General features: G+C 45.2%; 18 protein-coding genes and 1 other RNA gene. 1 reads left to right on the forward strand and 18 read right to left on the reverse strand.

The annotated features are described in order from the left end of the window. Positions 1-390 precede the first annotated feature (390 nt). The 15 genes from ACRRU2_RS19225 to rpoE form a co-directional block, all read right to left on the reverse strand. The gene (locus tag ACRRU2_RS19225; protein WP_331702611.1) at positions 391-654 is read right to left on the reverse strand and encodes a pro-sigmaK processing inhibitor BofA family protein; all 264 of its coding nucleotides are present in this window, start codon (positions 652-654) and stop codon (positions 391-393) included. Positions 655-656: 2 nt separating this feature from the next. After that, complete coding sequence (locus ACRRU2_RS19230) at positions 657-914, reverse strand: DUF2508 family protein (protein WP_331702609.1); 258 nt, start codon at positions 912-914, stop codon at positions 657-659. Positions 915-1,068: 154 nt separating this feature from the next. Beyond that, the gene (gene recR, locus ACRRU2_RS19235; protein ID WP_331702608.1) at positions 1,069-1,668 is read right to left on the reverse strand and encodes a recombination mediator RecR; all 600 of its coding nucleotides are present in this window, start codon (positions 1,666-1,668) and stop codon (positions 1,069-1,071) included. A 74-nt stretch (positions 1,669-1,742) separates the two neighbouring features. Next, positions 1,743-2,054, reverse strand: a complete 312-nt coding sequence (locus ACRRU2_RS19240) for a YbaB/EbfC family nucleoid-associated protein (protein ID WP_331702605.1) — start codon at positions 2,052-2,054, stop codon at positions 1,743-1,745. A gap of 23 nt (positions 2,055-2,077) precedes the next feature. Next, a complete protein-coding gene (gene dnaX, locus ACRRU2_RS19245) occupies positions 2,078-3,841 on the reverse strand; it encodes a DNA polymerase III subunit gamma/tau (RefSeq protein ID WP_331702615.1) in 1,764 nt (587 codons plus the stop codon). Positions 3,842-4,031: 190 nt separating this feature from the next. Beyond that, positions 4,032-4,298: signal recognition particle sRNA large type (gene ffs, locus ACRRU2_RS19250), an RNA gene on the reverse strand. Between the two features lie 49 nt (positions 4,299-4,347). Continuing rightward, positions 4,348-4,782, reverse strand: coding sequence for a hypothetical protein (locus tag ACRRU2_RS19255; protein WP_331702604.1), 435 nt, complete (start codon positions 4,780-4,782; stop codon positions 4,348-4,350). A gap of 79 nt (positions 4,783-4,861) precedes the next feature. Continuing rightward, a complete protein-coding gene (gene rpmE / locus ACRRU2_RS19260; protein ID WP_331702602.1) occupies positions 4,862-5,059 on the reverse strand; it encodes a 50S ribosomal protein L31 in 198 nt (65 codons plus the stop codon). 107 nt (positions 5,060-5,166) lie between these two features. Next, entirely contained in the window at positions 5,167-6,444 is a 1,278-nt protein-coding gene (locus tag ACRRU2_RS19265) for a radical SAM protein (RefSeq protein ID WP_432504179.1), read from the reverse strand. Positions 6,445-6,465: 21 nt separating this feature from the next. Beyond that, complete coding sequence (rho, locus tag ACRRU2_RS19270; RefSeq protein ID WP_331702600.1) at positions 6,466-7,806, reverse strand: transcription termination factor Rho; 1,341 nt, start codon at positions 7,804-7,806, stop codon at positions 6,466-6,468. A gap of 105 nt (positions 7,807-7,911) precedes the next feature. Further along, the gene (locus tag ACRRU2_RS19275; protein ID WP_432504181.1) at positions 7,912-9,168 is read right to left on the reverse strand and encodes a UDP-N-acetylglucosamine 1-carboxyvinyltransferase; all 1,257 of its coding nucleotides are present in this window, start codon (positions 9,166-9,168) and stop codon (positions 7,912-7,914) included. Positions 9,169-9,619: 451 nt separating this feature from the next. Continuing rightward, complete coding sequence (fba, locus tag ACRRU2_RS19280; protein ID WP_331702599.1) at positions 9,620-10,474, reverse strand: class II fructose-1,6-bisphosphate aldolase; 855 nt, start codon at positions 10,472-10,474, stop codon at positions 9,620-9,622. A gap of 191 nt (positions 10,475-10,665) precedes the next feature. Next, entirely contained in the window at positions 10,666-11,067 is a 402-nt protein-coding gene (locus ACRRU2_RS19285) for a response regulator (RefSeq protein WP_331702598.1), read from the reverse strand. A 170-nt stretch (positions 11,068-11,237) separates the two neighbouring features. Further along, a complete protein-coding gene (locus tag ACRRU2_RS19290) occupies positions 11,238-12,842 on the reverse strand; it encodes a CTP synthase (RefSeq protein ID WP_331702597.1) in 1,605 nt (534 codons plus the stop codon). A 371-nt stretch (positions 12,843-13,213) separates the two neighbouring features. Continuing rightward, complete coding sequence (gene rpoE / locus ACRRU2_RS19295; protein WP_331702596.1) at positions 13,214-13,780, reverse strand: DNA-directed RNA polymerase subunit delta; 567 nt, start codon at positions 13,778-13,780, stop codon at positions 13,214-13,216. 420 nt (positions 13,781-14,200) lie between these two features. Between rpoE and ACRRU2_RS19300 the strand changes: the two genes are divergently transcribed. Further along, positions 14,201-15,340: a S8 family peptidase gene (locus tag ACRRU2_RS19300; protein WP_432504184.1), complete on the forward strand. Its 1,140-nt coding sequence runs from the start codon at positions 14,201-14,203 to the stop codon at positions 15,338-15,340. Position 15,341: 1 nt separating this feature from the next. On the opposite strand, the gene argS is transcribed toward ACRRU2_RS19300, so the two are convergent. Genes argS through ACRRU2_RS19315 form a run of 3 tightly spaced genes read right to left on the reverse strand, consistent with a single transcriptional unit; the run spans position 15,342 to position 18,085 of the window. Beyond that, positions 15,342-17,021: an arginine--tRNA ligase gene (gene argS, locus ACRRU2_RS19305; RefSeq protein WP_432504293.1), complete on the reverse strand. Its 1,680-nt coding sequence runs from the start codon at positions 17,019-17,021 to the stop codon at positions 15,342-15,344. Between the two features lie 2 nt (positions 17,022-17,023). Further along, positions 17,024-17,482 carry a DUF1934 domain-containing protein gene (locus ACRRU2_RS19310; protein WP_331702594.1) on the reverse strand — a complete coding sequence of 153 codons (459 nt, stop codon included), beginning with the start codon at positions 17,480-17,482 and terminating at the stop codon, positions 17,024-17,026. A gap of 54 nt (positions 17,483-17,536) precedes the next feature. Then, positions 17,537-18,085: a DNA-deoxyinosine glycosylase gene (locus ACRRU2_RS19315; RefSeq protein ID WP_432504187.1), complete on the reverse strand. Its 549-nt coding sequence runs from the start codon at positions 18,083-18,085 to the stop codon at positions 17,537-17,539. Between the last annotated feature and the right edge of the window lie 162 nt (positions 18,086-18,247).

Here is an 18,247-nt window from a genome sequence, read left to right on the forward strand (position 1 = left end):
TGGATGAATAGGGCATTTCACTCGTTGTTCAGTTTTCAAAGAACAAATTTCCTGAAACGATTATCTTTTCCTTATTAGGAAGAATGACTTGTCGTTTCTCGTGTGCACCGCGTTGTCTCAGCGGCGACTTTTATAATATATCACAGGCGCCCATCTTAATGCAAGCATTTTTTTTGAAAAAGTTTTAAAATGTTTTTTTTAAAAAAATGCTTGTCTTTAAAACAACTTCAAGCGCGTGTTCTAATGTAGCACACATCAACATATTTCGTCAACCACATTACCTTCTATTTTACGCTACATTTTTTGCCAAGAACATTCGCGCTTATTTCTGTTATGTAACTCGGCTGCAGGCCGTTTCTATATATTGATTATATAATTCCATTTTCTCTATTAAACAACTATCCATTGTAATCCGGCCAGCAAAGCAACACCGGGCACTCCCAATACAACCACCGTTCCTATTGTAAAAGGATTGATCGGTATATATATAGCTGGGAGTACGGTCCATTTATTAATTACATATAACACTCCTGCTGCCGCAACCAAATGCAATGCGAATCTCCAAAACCATCCCCAGGACAATTTCCGGCGAATGACAATAAATATTAGCATAGAACTCGAAATAATAAATAATGCCGCCCATAATAACTTCATTACTACTCGCCTCTTTCTATCCAATTTGGAGTCTGGCCATATAATTGCCTTTCCATGTTAAGCTGCTTTGCTTTTTTCAACAGCATGCTGTACTTCTTCTCACACGCGATAAGCGCATAAATTGCATAGTCGATTTGCTCTTGGCCATGCGCATAGTTGAACATTCGGTTAGCTGCATCCCATTCCTTTAGAGCTCGTTCTATATCCGCTTGCAATTCATCCCGCTCGTCAATACTGCTTCTATTTATCCCGTTGCTCATCTAGCATTCCTCCTTGCATTCTAATCTCTCTACTATTTCTATAAATGAGAGTGAATAAATAGAACTCTATCCTTGTTTTAGACAACAAAAAAAGAGCTCCTCCAATTAGCGCAAGCTATCGGAAAAACTCTTCTCGACTATTGTTTCTATTCGATTAACTCAATTCCCTGCGTCCTTCCAACGCTTTCGACAACGTCACTTCATCGGCGTATTCAAGATCGCCGCCAACCGGCAAGCCATGAGCGATACGTGTAACTCGAATGCCGAACGGCTTTACCAACCGCGACAAATACATGGCAGTCGCTTCGCCTTCAATATTAGGGTTCGTTGCCAAAATTAACTCTTGTACGCTTTCATCGCTTAGTCTGCGAAGCAGCTCTGCAATTCTAATCTCCTCCGGTCCGATTCCTTCCATAGGAGATATTGCTCCTTGCAGCACATGATAATAGCCATTGAATTCCTTCATGCGCTCCAGCGCGACCAAATCCTTCGTTTCCTGCACGACACAAATGACAGACTGATCACGCGACTTATCCTGGCAAATCGAGCAAGGGTCTGTATCCGTAATATTGCAGCAAACAGAACAATAAAATAAATTGCGTTTTACGCTAACTAGCGCTTTAGCAAAATCAATAACATTATCTTCTTCCATCCTTAAGACATGAAAAGCCAAGCGAGCAGCCGTTTTCGGCCCAATACCAGGTAATCGCGTAAAGGAGTCTATTAATTTTGCAATCGGTTCCGGGTAATGCAAGAACGGCACAGCTCCTTTCAACCTTAAAAGAACGCCTCTGCATCCTGGCAGAGACGCTCTCATTGCTTCTTATTTTAAAATAATCCTGGAATTTTCATGCCGCCTGTAAATTTACCCATGTCTTGATTTGCAATATCGTCCACTTTAGTAAGAGCATCATTAACAGCAGTCAAAACTAAATCCTGCAGCATCTCAACATCTTCCGGATCTACTGCCTCTGGATTAATTACGATATTCAATATTTTTTTATGGCCATTTGCTGTTACAGTCACAACACCGCCGCCAGCGCTTCCTTCAACCGTTTTATGTTCAAGCTCTTCTTGAGCCTTCATCATCTGCTCCTGCATTTTTTTAACTTGCTTCATCATTTGATTCATATTGTTCATTACGGGTCACCTCATCAAATAGTTTATTCTGTATCCTTGATTACTACTAATTCCTCACCGAATAGCTTTACTGCTTCTTCAATCCATTCCGGCTGACTGGCAGCCGTTTGCGGGTCAGCATGCTCGGTTTGCAATTCAAATACTTCGTCAGGACTCTTCTCTATTCCTTCTTCAAGCGCAGCTTGCCACTCTCTTTGCATAACTGTAACAAGCCGAAGCGTCCTGCCCATAACCTGTTCGGCAACTCGCTCGATAATCGCGCGATGATCCGGCTTCTCCGTCGTCTCGCGATGAATATCGTTTTTAAACGCAATTACCAAATCGCCATTGGCCACAGCCGCTAGCTCGCCATCCTTCAGCCAGGCATGCAGCGTAACCTTTTCATCTCTTACCCGCTGCAGCAGATCGCTCCATTTCATGCGGGCTTGAACAGTTTCCGGCTCTGAGCTTGCGGCAATATACGGATCAAGCTTAACTTTCGTCCTTATAACGCCGCTATTTGCACCAAAGCCGCCTCGGCCGCCAATTCTGCTGGGCGCCGCTTTGGGCGCTGCATTCTGTTCAGCAGCTTGAGCCGGGTCAACTCCTGTTCGCATGAGCTTCTCAAGCTTGGTCTCCAGTTCGGAAACCTGCTTGCGCAAAGCCTGCAGCTCTGACGAGCTCGCTCCAGCGCCAGCTTTCTCTTGATGGGCGGCGGCGCCGCTATCCTCCATCGTGCAAAGCTTCAGCATCGCAACTTCAAATAGCGTCTGAGGCTGCGATGCATGCTTGAGCTCTATTTGATAGGCATGCAGCTCATCTATCATGGCAAACAAGCGAGCGGAGCTAAACGCTTCAGCGACACCGATAAAGCGCTCTGTATCTACGATGCGGTCTGTAACTGACTTGCCTGATGCAAGCTTGAGCACGAGCAAATCACGGAAATAATAAATCAGGTTTTCCATGCACTTGTCTGCACTTTTGCCCGCTTGCATTAAACCTTCAACAAGAGGCAGCACCGCAGGCGCATTCCGATCCTTGATCGCATCAGCCAGCTGATAAAATTGATCAGCAGCCATCCCTCCCGTTACATCAACGGCAGCTTCCAGCGTCAGCTTCCCATCTCCAAAAGCGGCGACCTGCTCCAGCAAGCTTATCGCATCGCGCATGCCGCCTTCCGACAGCCTGGCTACATATGCAATCGCATCCTTGTCGGCTTGTATGCCTTCTTCCTGGCAAATTTGCATAAGCCGGTCAATCTGCTCTTCCAGTGATACTTGCCGGAAATCAAATCGCTGGCAGCGAGATATAATTGTAGCCGGCAAACGATGCGGCTCTGTAGTTGCCAATATGAAGATAACATGCCCCGGAGGTTCCTCCAAGGTTTTGAGCAGAGCATTAAATGCCTCTGATGTCAGCATATGCACCTCATCGATGATGTACACTTTATAGCGTACCTCAGAAGGGGCAAAGCGCACCTTATCACGAATATCACGAATTTCGTCAATACCGCGATTAGAGGCTGCGTCAATTTCCACAACATCCATAATATGGCCTGCTGTGATGCCTTTGCAAGCTGCGCATTCATTACACGGTTCAACGGTTGGTCCTTGTTCACAGTTTACAGCTTTCGCTAAAATTTTAGCAGCAGTAGTCTTACCTGTGCCACGCGGTCCATTGAACAAATAAGCGTGCGACACCCGCTGCTCTCGAATCGCGTTTTGCAGCGTTTGAATGATATGCTGTTGTCCAACCATATCCTGAAACGTCTGCGGACGCCAGGCTCGATATAATGCAATATACGACACGCGTACCGTCCCTTTCACTTTGCTTCAATAAGCATTTGATGCCAAAGCTTAATCTATTATACTATAACTTGCCTGCAAGCAAAATGTCTTACTTAATTATCCGCAATTGTTAGATTTACTTCATTTTCCCCAAGATAAACAAAAAAAGCCTGCAGCGAAGCTGCAGGCTCTGTTATCAGCGTGTGTAGTACCGTACACCCGCCTCTGATATATGCAATCCGAGCGGCATTCTTGATTACAGCTCAAACCAGGTGACCCTTCGGCACATGAACTAACTTGCTTACGGCTGCTTCCTTCCGGACCTGACCGGGTTCACAAGCGTTCATTGCGAAGGACCCAATTCTCAACACTGCTCACAAGCGCCAAACCTCACATCAACATAACCTCGGGCGGGAATTCAACCTCGCTACAGCGGATTGCGAGTTACAGGGCACCGCTACCTCCCCGTCTAGCACGGCAAAAACAAGTATAGTACATTCTGAAGGAAATCGCAACATTATATCCGCCTACTTCGAATTTTCCACGGAAACCTGCACCTCATACTCCGGAAAATTCCACTGCAATTTAGATTGCGTTTCGGTCTGCAGCTTTATTTTATTTGCTTCAGACATTTGATTATCGACGCGAAGCTTCAGCAGTATTTTATTGCCAGCAAACTTCAATTCCTGCTTCTTGATGCCGGTTATCGGCGCGAGCAGCTCATGAATAAAATCTATGCTTTGCTGGTAAGACAGTGTTGAATGACGATTAATCAAATTGGGATTGCTGTTAGAATATCCTTTAAACCCATCTTCTCCGTAGGATTGTTTTTGTATTTCCGATTCCCTGGAGCAGCCTGTTGTTGCAACAGCCATACTTAAGCTTATCAGCATTACAACAATAAGTATTTTTGAAATTACGTATCTATTTGCTGCAAATCGATTGCCATTGTTTTTTTCCAATCAAAAAACCTCCCTTAACCATAGGATGGCTGAGGAAGGCTCTTGTATTCTGCCAATTTCAGGCAAAATGTAGTTATTATTACATTCCGTATTTCTTCTTGAAACGGTCGACGCGACCGCCGGCATCCAGGAACTTCTGCTTACCCGTATAGAATGGGTGACAAGCGGAGCAAACCTCTACACGAAGACTAGGTTTGATTGAACCTGTTTCGAACGTATTTCCGCAAGCGCAAGTTGCTGTAACGACGTGGTATGTCGGATGAATTCCTTGTTTCATCTCGTTCACCTCTTTCTGCCCTGAGCCACATGCGAGCCCAGAGTTAAAAATAACACATGAAGGGATTATAGCATGAATTGTTTCATCGGCGCAATGTAAAACATAGGTTATCCATTATTTATCCGTAAGCTATTTGCGCTGCAATTGCTCCGGCGCACATGCGTATAGGAGCCTATGACAACATCAGGAAGCTCGGATCTGAAAATGTCCAGCATCTGCTTCATGCCATAAATCTCGCCCTTTGCTTTTGGAATAAGCTGCAAGTAGCTTTCCGGGTCTATATTCAAATTGCGCATTTGAATTAGCTTTAAGCCTGTCCGTTTGGCAAAGCCCAGCATGGCCTCGATTTCTTCCTCGCGATCAGTAACACCCGGGAATATCAAGTAATTAATGGAAGTATATACTCCCTGATCTGTCGCATAGCGCAGCGACCTCTCAACGTTTTGGAGCGTATAGGCACGCGGCTTATAGTAAGCATTATAGTGCTCCTCTATTGCACTAATTGTACTTACGCGCATTAAATCCAAGCCGGCATCAACGATCGCTCGCATGAAGTCGGTTAAGCCGGCATTCGTATTAATGTTAATAAACCCTTTTGAGGTCTGCGCCCTGACATTTCGAATCGCTTCTACGATTATTTTGGCTTGCGTAGAAGGCTCGCCTTCGCAGCCTTGTCCGAAGCTGATAATGGAATCATGCTCGCGAAGATGCTCAAGCATAATTTGCGTCACTTCATCCACGGTCGGCTTAAAATTCATTCTTGTTTGCGGCGCAACAAAGCCGCTGTCGTCAGGCTGCTCCGAAATGCAGCCAAAGCAGCCGGCATTACAGGAATAGGATACGGGCACCGCACCTTCCCAGCGCTGCAAAAAGGTATTGGACGATGTCAAGCATTCATATTCCAACGCGCAGTGCGACAAATGCTTATAAAGACGATTGTCAGGATACTTTTGCAAAATGCGGTCCACCTGCAGACGCAGCTCATCGCGATCGCAATTCAAAGGGTCCCAGCGCTCCGGATCGTCACATTGCTCGGCAGCAACATAAAACTGGTCATCCTTCCATACCACAGCAGTATAACCGAATAACGGAAGCTTTTCCTCCTGATTCGATTTCACATAACTGGGCAAGCATAGCCTCGTAAATCCTTGTGGCAGCAATGCGCCCACAGCGTGCACAGTGCCGGGAACAACCTGCATCTGGTCATTATGAATGGATAGGCCTATCGGCTTCGTAAAAGGCAAGCTGACGAGCGTAGCTCCTTCCGGCAATGGAATGAGCTCGTCCTCCATAATTTCCACAATCGCATCGCCGCTTCTTCCAAGCGCGATAAACTCCGGATGGTCAAACAAGTTGCCTTGCTCATCTGCATATACGAGATTCATGTTAGTCTCCTTTCAAACGAGCTAAGAGCTGTGCGGAGTTCGAACGACTGTGCGGCGTGTTGATGAAGCCGCATGATTCCCGCCTTGTTTTGGCGCCGCTTTATCTTGCTTTATTTCTGCTGTATCCAGTGACATTAAAAACTGTTCGTTATTTTCTGATTCCTTAAGCTTCTTCAGGAAATTGTCCACGAAGTCCGGGCTGTCTGTCAAGCTGCGGCGAATAGCCCACACTTTATCCAGCTCTTCCTTCGTAAGCAGCATTTCTTCGCGGCGTGTGCCGGATCTGCGCATATCCAGCGCAGGGAAAATACGGCGCTCGGCAAGCTTGCGGTCAAGATGCAGCTCCATATTGCCTGTTCCTTTAAACTCCTCATAAATAATATCATCCATGCGGGAGCCCGTTTCCACAAGCGCTGTTGCCAATATCGTCAAGCTGCCGCCCTCTTCCACATTACGAGCCGAACCAAAAAACCGTTTGGGACGATGGAAAGCAGCAGGATCGATACCGCCGCTAAGCGTACGGCCTGAAGGAGGAATAACAAGGTTATAAGCGCGTGCTAATCTTGTGATCGAATCCATCAGTATAACGACGTCTTTTTTATGCTCAACCAACCGAAGCGCGCGTTCAAGCACAAGCTCAGCCACTTTAATATGATTTTCCGGCAGCTCATCAAAAGTCGAGGATACAACCTCGCCCTTAACCGAGCGCTGCATATCCGTTACTTCCTCAGGCCGCTCATCAATAAGCAGCACAAATAGCTCGATATCAGGATGATTTTCTGAAATACTATTTGCAATTTCTTTTAGAAGCAGAGTTTTACCTGCTTTTGGAGGCGCAACAATAAGACCGCGTTGACCAAGTCCTACAGGCGACAGCAAATCCATCATACGAGTGGATAGTCTTGCTTGGGTTGTTTCCAGAACCAATTTTTTTTCTGGATACAGGGGAGTTAGGGCAGGAAAGTGGAGACGTTCCGAAGCTGTTTCCGGGTTTTCACCATTAACCGCATTGACTTGCAGCAAGCCGAAGTATCTTTCGTTTTCCTTTGGCGGACGGCATTTGCCTGAAACCAGGTCGCCGTTTCTAAGATCAAATCTGCGAATTTGCGAGGCTGAAATATAAATATCCTCTTTGCTCGGCAAGTAATTGATAGGGCGCAAAAATCCGAAGCCTTCCGGCAATACATCCAGCACGCCCTCCATAAACATAAGTCCGCTTTTTTCCGCTTGAGCACGCAATATTGCAAAAATTAATTCCTTTTTCTTAAGCGTTCCATAATAAGCAATTTGATATTGCTTGGCCAGCTTATACAATTCTGTCAGTTTTAGTTCTTCCAGATCAGCAATCTGAAGATCCGACATATTCTCACCACTTTGTTTAAAGTTTATTTGCAAATATCAATCCTATTGATTATCAGTTTTTCCAAAAATCTAGCATCTATTCTAGTATATCTTGAAAAACGTATACTATTCCTCTTGCTCTCGCCATACTTCTGCGCCAAGAAGTCGCAATTTTTCATCCAAATCATCATATCCGCGATCTATATACTCGACACCTGTAATCTCAGTTATATCATTATCGACAGTCAGCGCAGCTATAACTAGCGCAGCCCCCGCTCTCAAATCAGCAGCCTTTACTTTGGCAGCATTTAATTTGCCGCCCTCAATAATGGCTGATCTGCCTTCTACTCGGATATTAGCCCCCATCCGTGCCAGCTCAGGAACATGCTTAAACCTCGTGCCATAAACATAATCGGTCAAAATACTGACCCCTGCCGCTTGCGTCAGAAGCGTCGTCATAGGCGATTGCAGGTCCGTTGCAAAGCCTGGGTACACAAGCGCTTTAACATCAATGGGCGAATACGAATCCTTGCCAATAATACGGATCGACTCATCCAGCTCATGAACCTCAACGCCCATTTCCTCCAGCTTGGCCGTAATGGCTTCCAAATGCTTTGGTATAACATTATCAATTAGAACGTCGCCGCGAGTTGCAGCAGCAGCAATCATATACGTGCCCGCTTGAATCCGGTCGGGAATAATAGAATGGCGGCAGCCGTGCAGCTTATCGACACCCTCAATGCGGATCGTTTCTGTACCTGCACCTTTAATTACTGCTCCCATCGCGTTCAATAAAGTAGCTACATCTATAATTTCAGGCTCTTTTGCCGCATTTTCGATAATTGTGGAGCCCTTGGCTCTTGAAGCCGCAAGCATAATATTAATAGTTGCTCCCACACTGGCAACATCGAGGTAAATTTTGGCGCCGCGCAATTGCTTGGCGAATATTTTCATTGAACCGTGTTCGTTTACTACCGTTGCTCCAAGAGCTTCGAAACCTTTAATATGCTGATCAATAGGTCTAGGCTCAAAATTGCAGCCCCCTGGCATGCCAATAGTCGCTTCTCCAAAACGACCCAGAAGCGCACCCATTAAATAATACGATGCACGAAGAAGCTTCACCTTGCCGTTAGGCATCGGTACAGATCTCAGATTTGCCGGATTAATGCGCATCACATCATCTTTGCGCGAAACTGTCGCGCCAAGCTCTTTCAATATTTCGCTGTAAACTGCCACATCACTAATTAACGGCAAATTATCAAGAATTACTTCAGATTCCGCTAAAATAGCTGCTGGAACAAGAGCCACAGCACTATTCTTTGCTCCACTTATTTGAACAGTTCCTCGCAGCGGCCGTCCGCCACGTATCATTAATTTTTCCATCAAATCTATGGTCCTCCCGTTAAGTACATAGCAAGATGAAACGGCTTCGTCTTACTCTTTCAAGGCACATACAGTTTCTATATTCCTATGAAGACGTACCTTTTCTTTTTAAAAATCGCCAATCTCTACTATCTTATCAAAAAAGAACAGCCCCGTCCTTGAAAGAAGCGAATTAGTTTTCTTAAAAAATCATCATAAATCGTATACCAGATAAAGAAACTTACAACATCCTATATTACAAGGATAAACGGCTTCGCCGTCCTTTGGACAGGCGCGTTTACCGATGAAATATAAGAACAGATATAAGGTTACAAAAACTTATACTTTCTTATATTTTAAAAAAGAAAAACCGCCTCGGCACTAGCAGCAGCAAGCTCAAATAGAGCCCATTGCTTAAAAGCCTTCACAGACTTCCTGCGGTACTTAGGCGGTTTTCTCTTACTTGTATCAATTACGCTTGGTTGTTGCTTCCGAACAAGCGAATTTTTTCACGAATAACTTGAACCATTGCATCACGAGCAGGTGTCAAATATTTACGAGGATCGATCACTTCAGCGTTGCCGCCAAGTACTTCACGAATTGTTTTTGTGAATGCCACTTGGTTTTCAGTGTTTACGTTGATTTTGCCAACGCCGGCTTGAATCGATTTGCGGATTGCTTCGTCAGGAACGCCGGATCCGCCATGAAGAACGACTGGCACAGGAATTGCGCTAGCAACCTTTTCGATAATATCATAATGAATTTTTGGCTCGCCTTTGTACATGCCGTGAGCTGTTCCAACTGCAATTGCCAAGCAGTCTACGCCAGTTTCCTCGTAGAAGCGGATAGCTTCCTCCGGATTAGCCATTGTAGCATCTGCCTCATCAACGCTCAGGTCATCCTCAACGCCGCCAATTGTTCCAAGCTCGCCTTCTACAGATACGCCCATAGCATGAGCAGCGCGAACAACTTCTTTCGTTAATGCAATGTTTTCTTCAAGGCCATAGTGGGATCCGTCAAACATTACGGATGAGAAGCCAGCACGAATACATTTCATAGCTACTTCGAAGCTGCTTCCATGGTCAAGATGAAGCGCAATCGGCAAACCGGATTTCTCAGCAGCAGCCTTTGCCATTGCGACAGTGAATTCGATTCCCATATATCTCAAGGCGCCTTCGCTAACCCCGTAAATAAATGGCGAGTTTTCAGCCATAGCAGCTTCTACAGTTGCTTGAGCAAACTCAAGATTGTTCATGTTAAATTGACCTACTGCAAATTTTCTCTCTTTTGCTTTCGGCAAAAATTCATTCATAGATACTAAAGCCATAGTTCGTCTTCCTCCTATTGATTACAATCTAGGCCAAGCCCGTTCGACTTGTCATTCTGAGTTATTATACCATATCGCACCTACAATTAGTAAAGCTTGTTTTATTACCGCGACTGCAAACGCTGCTGCCAAATAACCCCTGCAATATAAAAAAAGACGACACCGCCATTTATTGGCAGATGTCGTCTCGTTCAAGACGTTTTTTTGGCATATAAATCAACGCTTGCCCCGCCCCGGAGCTGCTTGTTAACCTCCATGCGCATTTCATCAATATCAAAAGGCTTGGTGAAATGCATAAGTGCTCCAAGATCCGTAGCTTCCTTAATCATATCCAGTTCCCCGTATGCGGTCATCATAATGACTTTAATATGAGGATTGATAGCTTTAATATGTTTTAAAATCTCAAGACCGTCCATTCCTGGAATCTTCATATCCAGCAACACCAGATCAGGAGACTCTCTTTGAACTATTTCGAGTGCAATCTTACCGTTAGCTGCCTGGAATGTTTCATAGTCCTCATTACTGAATACTTCCACTAACAAAACGCGAATACCATTTTGATCGTCAACAATCAGCACTTTATTCTTCTCCAAAGCTCATTACACCCCCGAAATTAGGACAGTGGTTTGCACAATTCCGTGCTATTGCCCTTCACTGGTTAATGTATTCGCTGAGCTTCCTATAAATCCCTTCTCCGAAAAAAGAAAAAGTTGCCTCTATTGAAAAATAATCTCAATACGTGTATTTTGAGCCATTTTATTGCTTATTTCTCGGAATAAGCTAAAGCTGCACGTACAAAGCCTTGGAATAATGGCTGCGGACGGTTAGGTCTCGATGTAAATTCTGGATGGAATTGAACCGCAAGGAACCAAGGATGATCAGCCAGCTCGACCATTTCAACCAGCCTTCCATCCGGGGATGTGCCCGAAATGCGAAGACCCGCTTGTTCAAGCTGCTCGCGGTATTCATTATTGAATTCATAACGATGGCGATGACGCTCATACACAAGCTCATCTGCATACTCGCGCGCCGCATTCGTCTCAGGAACAATTTTGCATGGATACAAGCCTAGGCGCATAGTACCGCCCATATCCTCGACATCCTTCTGATCCGGAAGCAAGTCAATAACCGGATAAGGCGTTGCCGCGTTGATTTCCGAGCTGTTGGCATTCGCCAGCCCAGCAACATTACGAGCATATTCAATTACAGCAACCTGCATGCCCAAGCAAATTCCGAAAAACGGAATGCCATTCTCGCGAGCATATTGAATCGCATTAATTTTGCCTTCGATGCCGCGATCGCCAAAGCCGCCTGGCACCAAAATACCGTGCACGCCCTTCAGCTGCTCTTCTGTATTGCTTTCCGTAAGCTCCTCAGCATTAATCCAGCGGATTTTAACCTCTGAATCATTGGAAATGCCTGCATGTCCAAGCGATTCCACAATACTTAAGTAAGCGTCATGAAGCGCAACGTATTTGCCCACAATGGCAATTTCTGTTGTTTTATGCAGCGACTTTACACGGTCAACCATCGCTTCCCATTCCGTCATGTCGGCTGGACCGGCATCAAGCTTCAAATGTTTGACGACAATTTCATCAAGGCCTTGATCGCGAAGCATTAAAGGAACATCATACAAAGTAGAAGCATCGCGGCACTCAATAACCGCGTTTTCGTCGATATCACAGAACAATCCGATTTTACGCTTCAAATCATCAGCCAGCTCATACTCCGTACGGCAAATAATAACATTTGGCTGGATGCCGATGCTGCGCAGCTCTTTGACACTGTGCTGGGTCGGCTTCGTTTTTACTTCACCGGCAGCTTTAATATATGGTATAAGCGTAACGTGAACATACATGACATTGTCACGCCCAATATCGCTCTTGATTTGACGTATTGCTTCAAGAAAAGGCAAGCTTTCTATATCGCCAACCGTTCCGCCAATCTCAGTAATAACGACATCTGAGCCGGCTTCCTTGCCTGCGCGGAATACGCGATCTTTAATTTCATTCGTAATATGTGGAATAACTTGTACCGTTCCGCCAAGATAATCGCCGCGGCGCTCTTTTGTAATAACATGTGAGTACACTTTACCCGTAGTAACACTGCTGTTTTTGGAAAGATTAATGTCGATAAATCGCTCATAGTGACCAAGATCCAGATCTGTCTCTGCACCATCATCCGTTACAAACACTTCACCATGCTGATAAGGGCTCATGGTGCCTGGGTCTACGTTGATATAAGGATCAAATTTCTGAATGGTTACTTTCAAGCCTCTGTTTTTGAGCAAACGTCCAAGCGAAGCAGCCGCAATTCCTTTGCCTAAGGACGACACTACGCCTCCGGTTACAAAAATATATTTGGTCACTGTTCTAATACCCTCCATGCTTCTATGGTTGTCTATTCCTAAATTTATATGCAACAATTTGAACAGCTTATCATTTTGTTGCATTTCTCCGAATCAAGATGAAACGCAGTATGACGTATTTTACTCAGGACGAACGGTTTAACGTGGAAATATAAGAACAGTTTACATGTATAAACTTACATTTTCTTATATTTTCAAACAAAAAAAGTGTCACCCGTAGCTACGGGGGCACTTTTCTTTTGGCATAATTCTATGCATTATTAACTAACCGAATCTTAAGCCCATGCAATAGTTTACTCTTACCCACTACTACCTGTCAAGACAAACAAAGAGGTATTCGAAATGGAATATTTTCAAGTTCAAAAATACGATTATTTATCGTCTTCTTCTTCCTCATCCTCGTATTCCTCTTCTTCCTCATCCAGGTCATCATCTTCCAAATCTTCGTCTACTTCTTCGTCGATTTCTTCATCATCCAGCTCTACGTCTTCGTCAACTTCAGCGTCTTCCTCGTTTTCGTCATACTCGTCACGATCTCCATCGTAATCCTCGTATTCCTCATCGCCGCTGTATTCTTCTTCCTCGTCAACATATATATCGTCATCCTCGAGATCATCATCATCATTGATAATGCGAGTACGCTTAGCGTTGCCGATCGGATCCTCTGAGCGCTCTACTGGGTACCAGCGCTTTAATCCCCACATATTGCTGCCTACGCAAGCAAATCTTCCGTCGATATTAATTTCTGTGTATACCTGAGCAATAAATTGCTTAATGCCATCCTCAGAAAGTCCACGTATTTTAGCAATCTCCATCATGAGATCACGATAGTAGTATGGTGTATTCGCTGATTTCAACACTTCAAATGCCAGATCCACCATTGGCATTTCCTTCAAGCGTTCAGGGTCAATTTTAAGTGAAATATTGTTGCCGCTCATATGGACACATCCTCTCTTGCAACTCGAGTAATTTACCGTTGAATCGTTAGTCACAGTATAGTAAAACCTATTTTATTCAAAAAAGCAAGTGCGCATTAAGCAAACCTGTCCCAGTTCCGGTTTCAGCTGTTCAGAAAACAATGAATGATAACAACAAGTTTATTATGAAAACTTATCCTATATATTAAAAAAGCGAAGGATTTCTCCTTCGCATCTGACTGTATCCTCCCGACTTCTATTTGCCCATTCAGGAATCCATCGGGGTAGCAAGAGCCTTTAGCTCTTCATCCATCTTATGTATTTCGATTACAATTGACACGGTTTGAAGCCTATTTTATTAGAAAAAGGCAAGTTGCTTATACGGACTGAAGCACCTCCTCATACAATATTTCAGCATCATCCATGGGGAGGGATTCAGGTTTGAATATCGCCAACTTCATTCGAGCACTGCAACATGAGTTTACAGAAGCATCCTCCGCAGCCAAAGCACGGATGATCCGATTTCGACAGCAAAAGGACTTTAAATTATTCCTCGAGCAATGGCTACAGCGCGATGATACAGCTCCTCTGCAAAATATGGTAAAAATTTTGCCTTCCATTCGCTCTCTGTCCTGCCACCTTTCAAATGAATCATTATTTGCGCCATTCAGCCCAGACATAGAATTCGAGTGCGATACAGAGGTATGCGTCGGGGCTGCTCCAGCGCTGCCGCATTATCCGACGAGCCGCAGCTTTTCTTGGGGAATAAAGCAGGTTAAGGCTCCGCAGGCCTGGAGTACAACCATTGGCCAGCAAATTAAAATCGGCGTGGTAGACACCGGGGTTGACTTCGCTCATCCGGATCTAAGACACAGCCTGCTTCATGGGGTCAATCTTATTAATCGCAGCCGTCCGCCTCATGATGACAATGGCCATGGCACTCATATAGCCGGAATTATAGCAGCCAGCAACCGAATGCACGGCATGACTGGCGTTGCCCCAGGCGCTTTACTCGCTCCTGTAAAAGCATTCGACCAAAACGGAAGCGCCTATGTCTCCGATATTATTCAAGCTATCGAATGGTGTATTCACAATCGGATGAATATTATTAATATGAGCTTTGGAATGAGAAAAAGAAATAAAGGGCTGCTTAACGCAGTTGCCAATGCTTATCAGGCAGGGATCATCATTGTCGCTTCCTCGGGAAATGACGGCAAGCTTCGCACTGTAGATTATCCTGCGCGCTATACCCAGACGATTTCTGTCGGCGCAACGTCCAAGATGCGCAGAATAGCGCCTTTTAGCAATCGGGGCGCGTCCATTGACATCTATGCGCCAGGCGATAAAATCGTATCAGCATGGCCTCAGGGCAAATACAATGAGATGAGCGGAACCTCCATGGCGACATCGCATGTGAGCGGCGCAATCGCGCTGCTGCTCGCGCTTAAACCAGGCTTGACGCCCTATCAAATAAAAATGATTATGAAGCGCTCCGTTCAGCCGCTTAAAAATTATAAAGCCCGCCGAACGATCGGCGAGCTCGATATTGTGCGTATGCTGCATCTTGCGAATAAAAATTAAGCTACATTCTTTCTGGCGCAGAAACGCCTACCAGACGCAATACGTTAGCTATAGCTACCCGAACAGCTCCTAGCAATGCCAGCCGGGCAACCGACTGCTCCACGTCCTCTGTGATGACTCGCTCCGCGCGATAGTAGCTATGGAGCTGCGAAGCAAGCTCATATACGTAACGGATTAAACGATGCGGCGCATATTGTTGTGCCGCTTCTGCTATTTCTGAAGGAAGCTCGCCAACCTTGCGGATCAAGTCAAATTCCGCTTCCGTATTCAGCTTATTGTATGCGATAGAATCGACTGACGACAAGGTAATGCCTTGTTCCTCCGCTTGTCGGAAAATGCTGCAAATACGCGCATGGGCATACTGTACATAAAATACAGGATTTTCATTGGATGTCGAAATAGCCAGATCCATGTCGAAATCCAAATGAGAATCCATGCTCCGCATCGTAAAGAAGTAACGAATAGCATCTATACCAACCTCATCCATCAGGTCTTCCATCGTAACCGCTTTGCCTGTACGCTTGGACATTTTTACTTTTTCCCCGTCCTGGAACAAGCTTACCATCTGTGCGATAAGCACCGTCAAGCGCTCTGGATCGTTGCCCAGTGCAGCCATTGCAGCCTTCATACGAGGAATGTAGCCATGGTGGTCAGCTCCCCATATGTTGATCATCTCATCGAAGCCGCGGTTGTATTTGTTGCGGTGGTAGGCGATATCAGGAGTCAGATACGTATAGGAGCCGTCATTTTTAATAAGAACGCGATTTTTGTCATCGCCAAACGGCATAGTAGACAGCCATGTTGCTCCTTCTTCCTCATAGACATGGCCTGATTCCTTGAGCGCCTGCAGCCCCTCTTCTACTTGGCCGCTTTCGTATAAGGATGTTTCACTGTACCATACATCAAACCCGACCCTGAACCTTTCCAGATCACGTTTTATTTTATCTAGCTCTCGCTCGAGTCCAAATTGGCGCAGAAATGTGAACCGCTCCTGCTCAGACAAGCCAAGCAGCCTGTCTCCCTCCTGCTCTGCAAGCTCAGCGGCAAAGCCGATAATATCCTCGCCATAGTAGCCATCTGCCGGCATATCCGCCTCCTGCCCAAGCTTCTGGCGGTAGCGCGCCTCCAGCGAAAGCGCTAAATTTTCCACTTGCTTGCCGGCATCATTAATATAATATTCTCTCGTTACATTATAATTTGCAAAATCAAGCACATTACACAAAGCGTCGCCTACAGCTGCTCCGCGGGCATGGCCAAGATGCAGGCTGCCCGTCGGATTTGCACTTACGAATTCTACCTGGACGCGCTTGCCTTCGCCCGTTTGCACACGCCCGTACTCTTTGCCGGCTTCCAGTGCCTGATCAATAATTGGATACAGGTAGCTTTTATCCAATCGGAAATTAATAAAGCCTGGACCGGCTATTTCGGCGGATTGAATAGAAGCAGCTTGCATATCCATGTGCTCGATGAGCTGCTCCGCAATTTGCCGCGGATTTTTCTTGGCGATTTTTGTAAGCTGCATAGCAGCATTTGTCGCAAGGTCGCCATGCGCCTTATCCTTCGGAACCTCCAGCACAAATACAGGCAGCTGCTCTTCTGTTACAAGTCCAGCAGCCAATGCCGCTTTGGCAATTTCCTGTTTGACCTGTTCATTTCTATTTTCCAATACATTTGAATTCATCATTATACATCCTCTCGTATGTGAAGCTTAATATGAAATTCCCCGGACTGCTGCTCATTGGTATATAGCTCATAGCTCCACTCCAATGAAAATGGCAGCTTGTCCGGCAAGCCGTCGCCGTGCTGTACAGCCGGCTTGCTGCCATGAGGCTCAACCATGCTTAGGCCGCTCGTATGCGTTTCAAGCTGCATCGACATATAGGGAGTACGATAAATGCCTGCACGCACTTGCCCTGGAGCGAATATTTGCTCAGAATGCACTAAGCCTCGTCTTGTAATAGACAGCTCTTCCGGGCGAAAGCGAATGAGGGTGCGAATCTCTTCTGCACGATTTTCTTCCTCTATATAACGAATATATATGGAGCGTTCCTTGCGAAACCACTCCCCTTTGTAAGTATGAGACGCCAGTTCGCCATCTTGCCTGCTCTCAAGCTCTACAATTACATTGCTTCTATCTTTCATAATCTAGCTCCTGAATTCAACTTTTCTCATGTTACTACTATATACAGGAAGAATCTATTTTTCAACGGCTGACTCGGAATCATCCTGAAGATAAGGAAGCAGCACAGACCATGCAGCCAGCCGATCCTCCAGCGAACGCATATACTTGGTAGGTATAGGACTTGATGAAGGCAGCTGCAGCAGTGTAATCGAACGACTGCTTATATAGTTGGAAAAATATCTCTTGAAGGTCGAATAAGCTTTTGTACCGTTAAATGCGAGGCATCGGATGGCCGGATATTGATCCAGCAGAAAAGGAATATCGTTTGGCTCTTCTTCCTTTATGTTCGCGTCAAGGCTGCCTTGACGCTTGCAAGTCGCAATAACATCCCACAGCGCAATATGATGCTGCTGCAAAAAAGCGATTCGATCCTCATACGACTCGTTTGGTCCTGTACTTTTTCTATCAGCTTCTGCTAGCAATCCATACATAATTCGCCAAAAATAGTTTTGCGGATGTCCATAGAACTGATGCTTCTCCAAAGACTTCACGCTGGGAGCTGTACCTGCTATAAGAATTCGCGCCTCCTTGTCCACAATTGGAGGAAAAGATTGTACATGCAATTGCCGCCACCTCGCTTCAGGGTAGTGTAAATAAATGTATTGACGCTCGACAGCGGAGCTGTTACAATACACTTACTTAATTAATCCAATAAGAATAGTGTGAATTATTTTTTTACATCTTTTTATCTATATCATTAACCAATACATTAATTTCGTTACTAT

The organism is Paenibacillus sp. GXUN7292 (assembly GCF_050864975.1).
Classification (GTDB): domain Bacteria; phylum Bacillota; class Bacilli; order Paenibacillales; family Paenibacillaceae; genus Pristimantibacillus.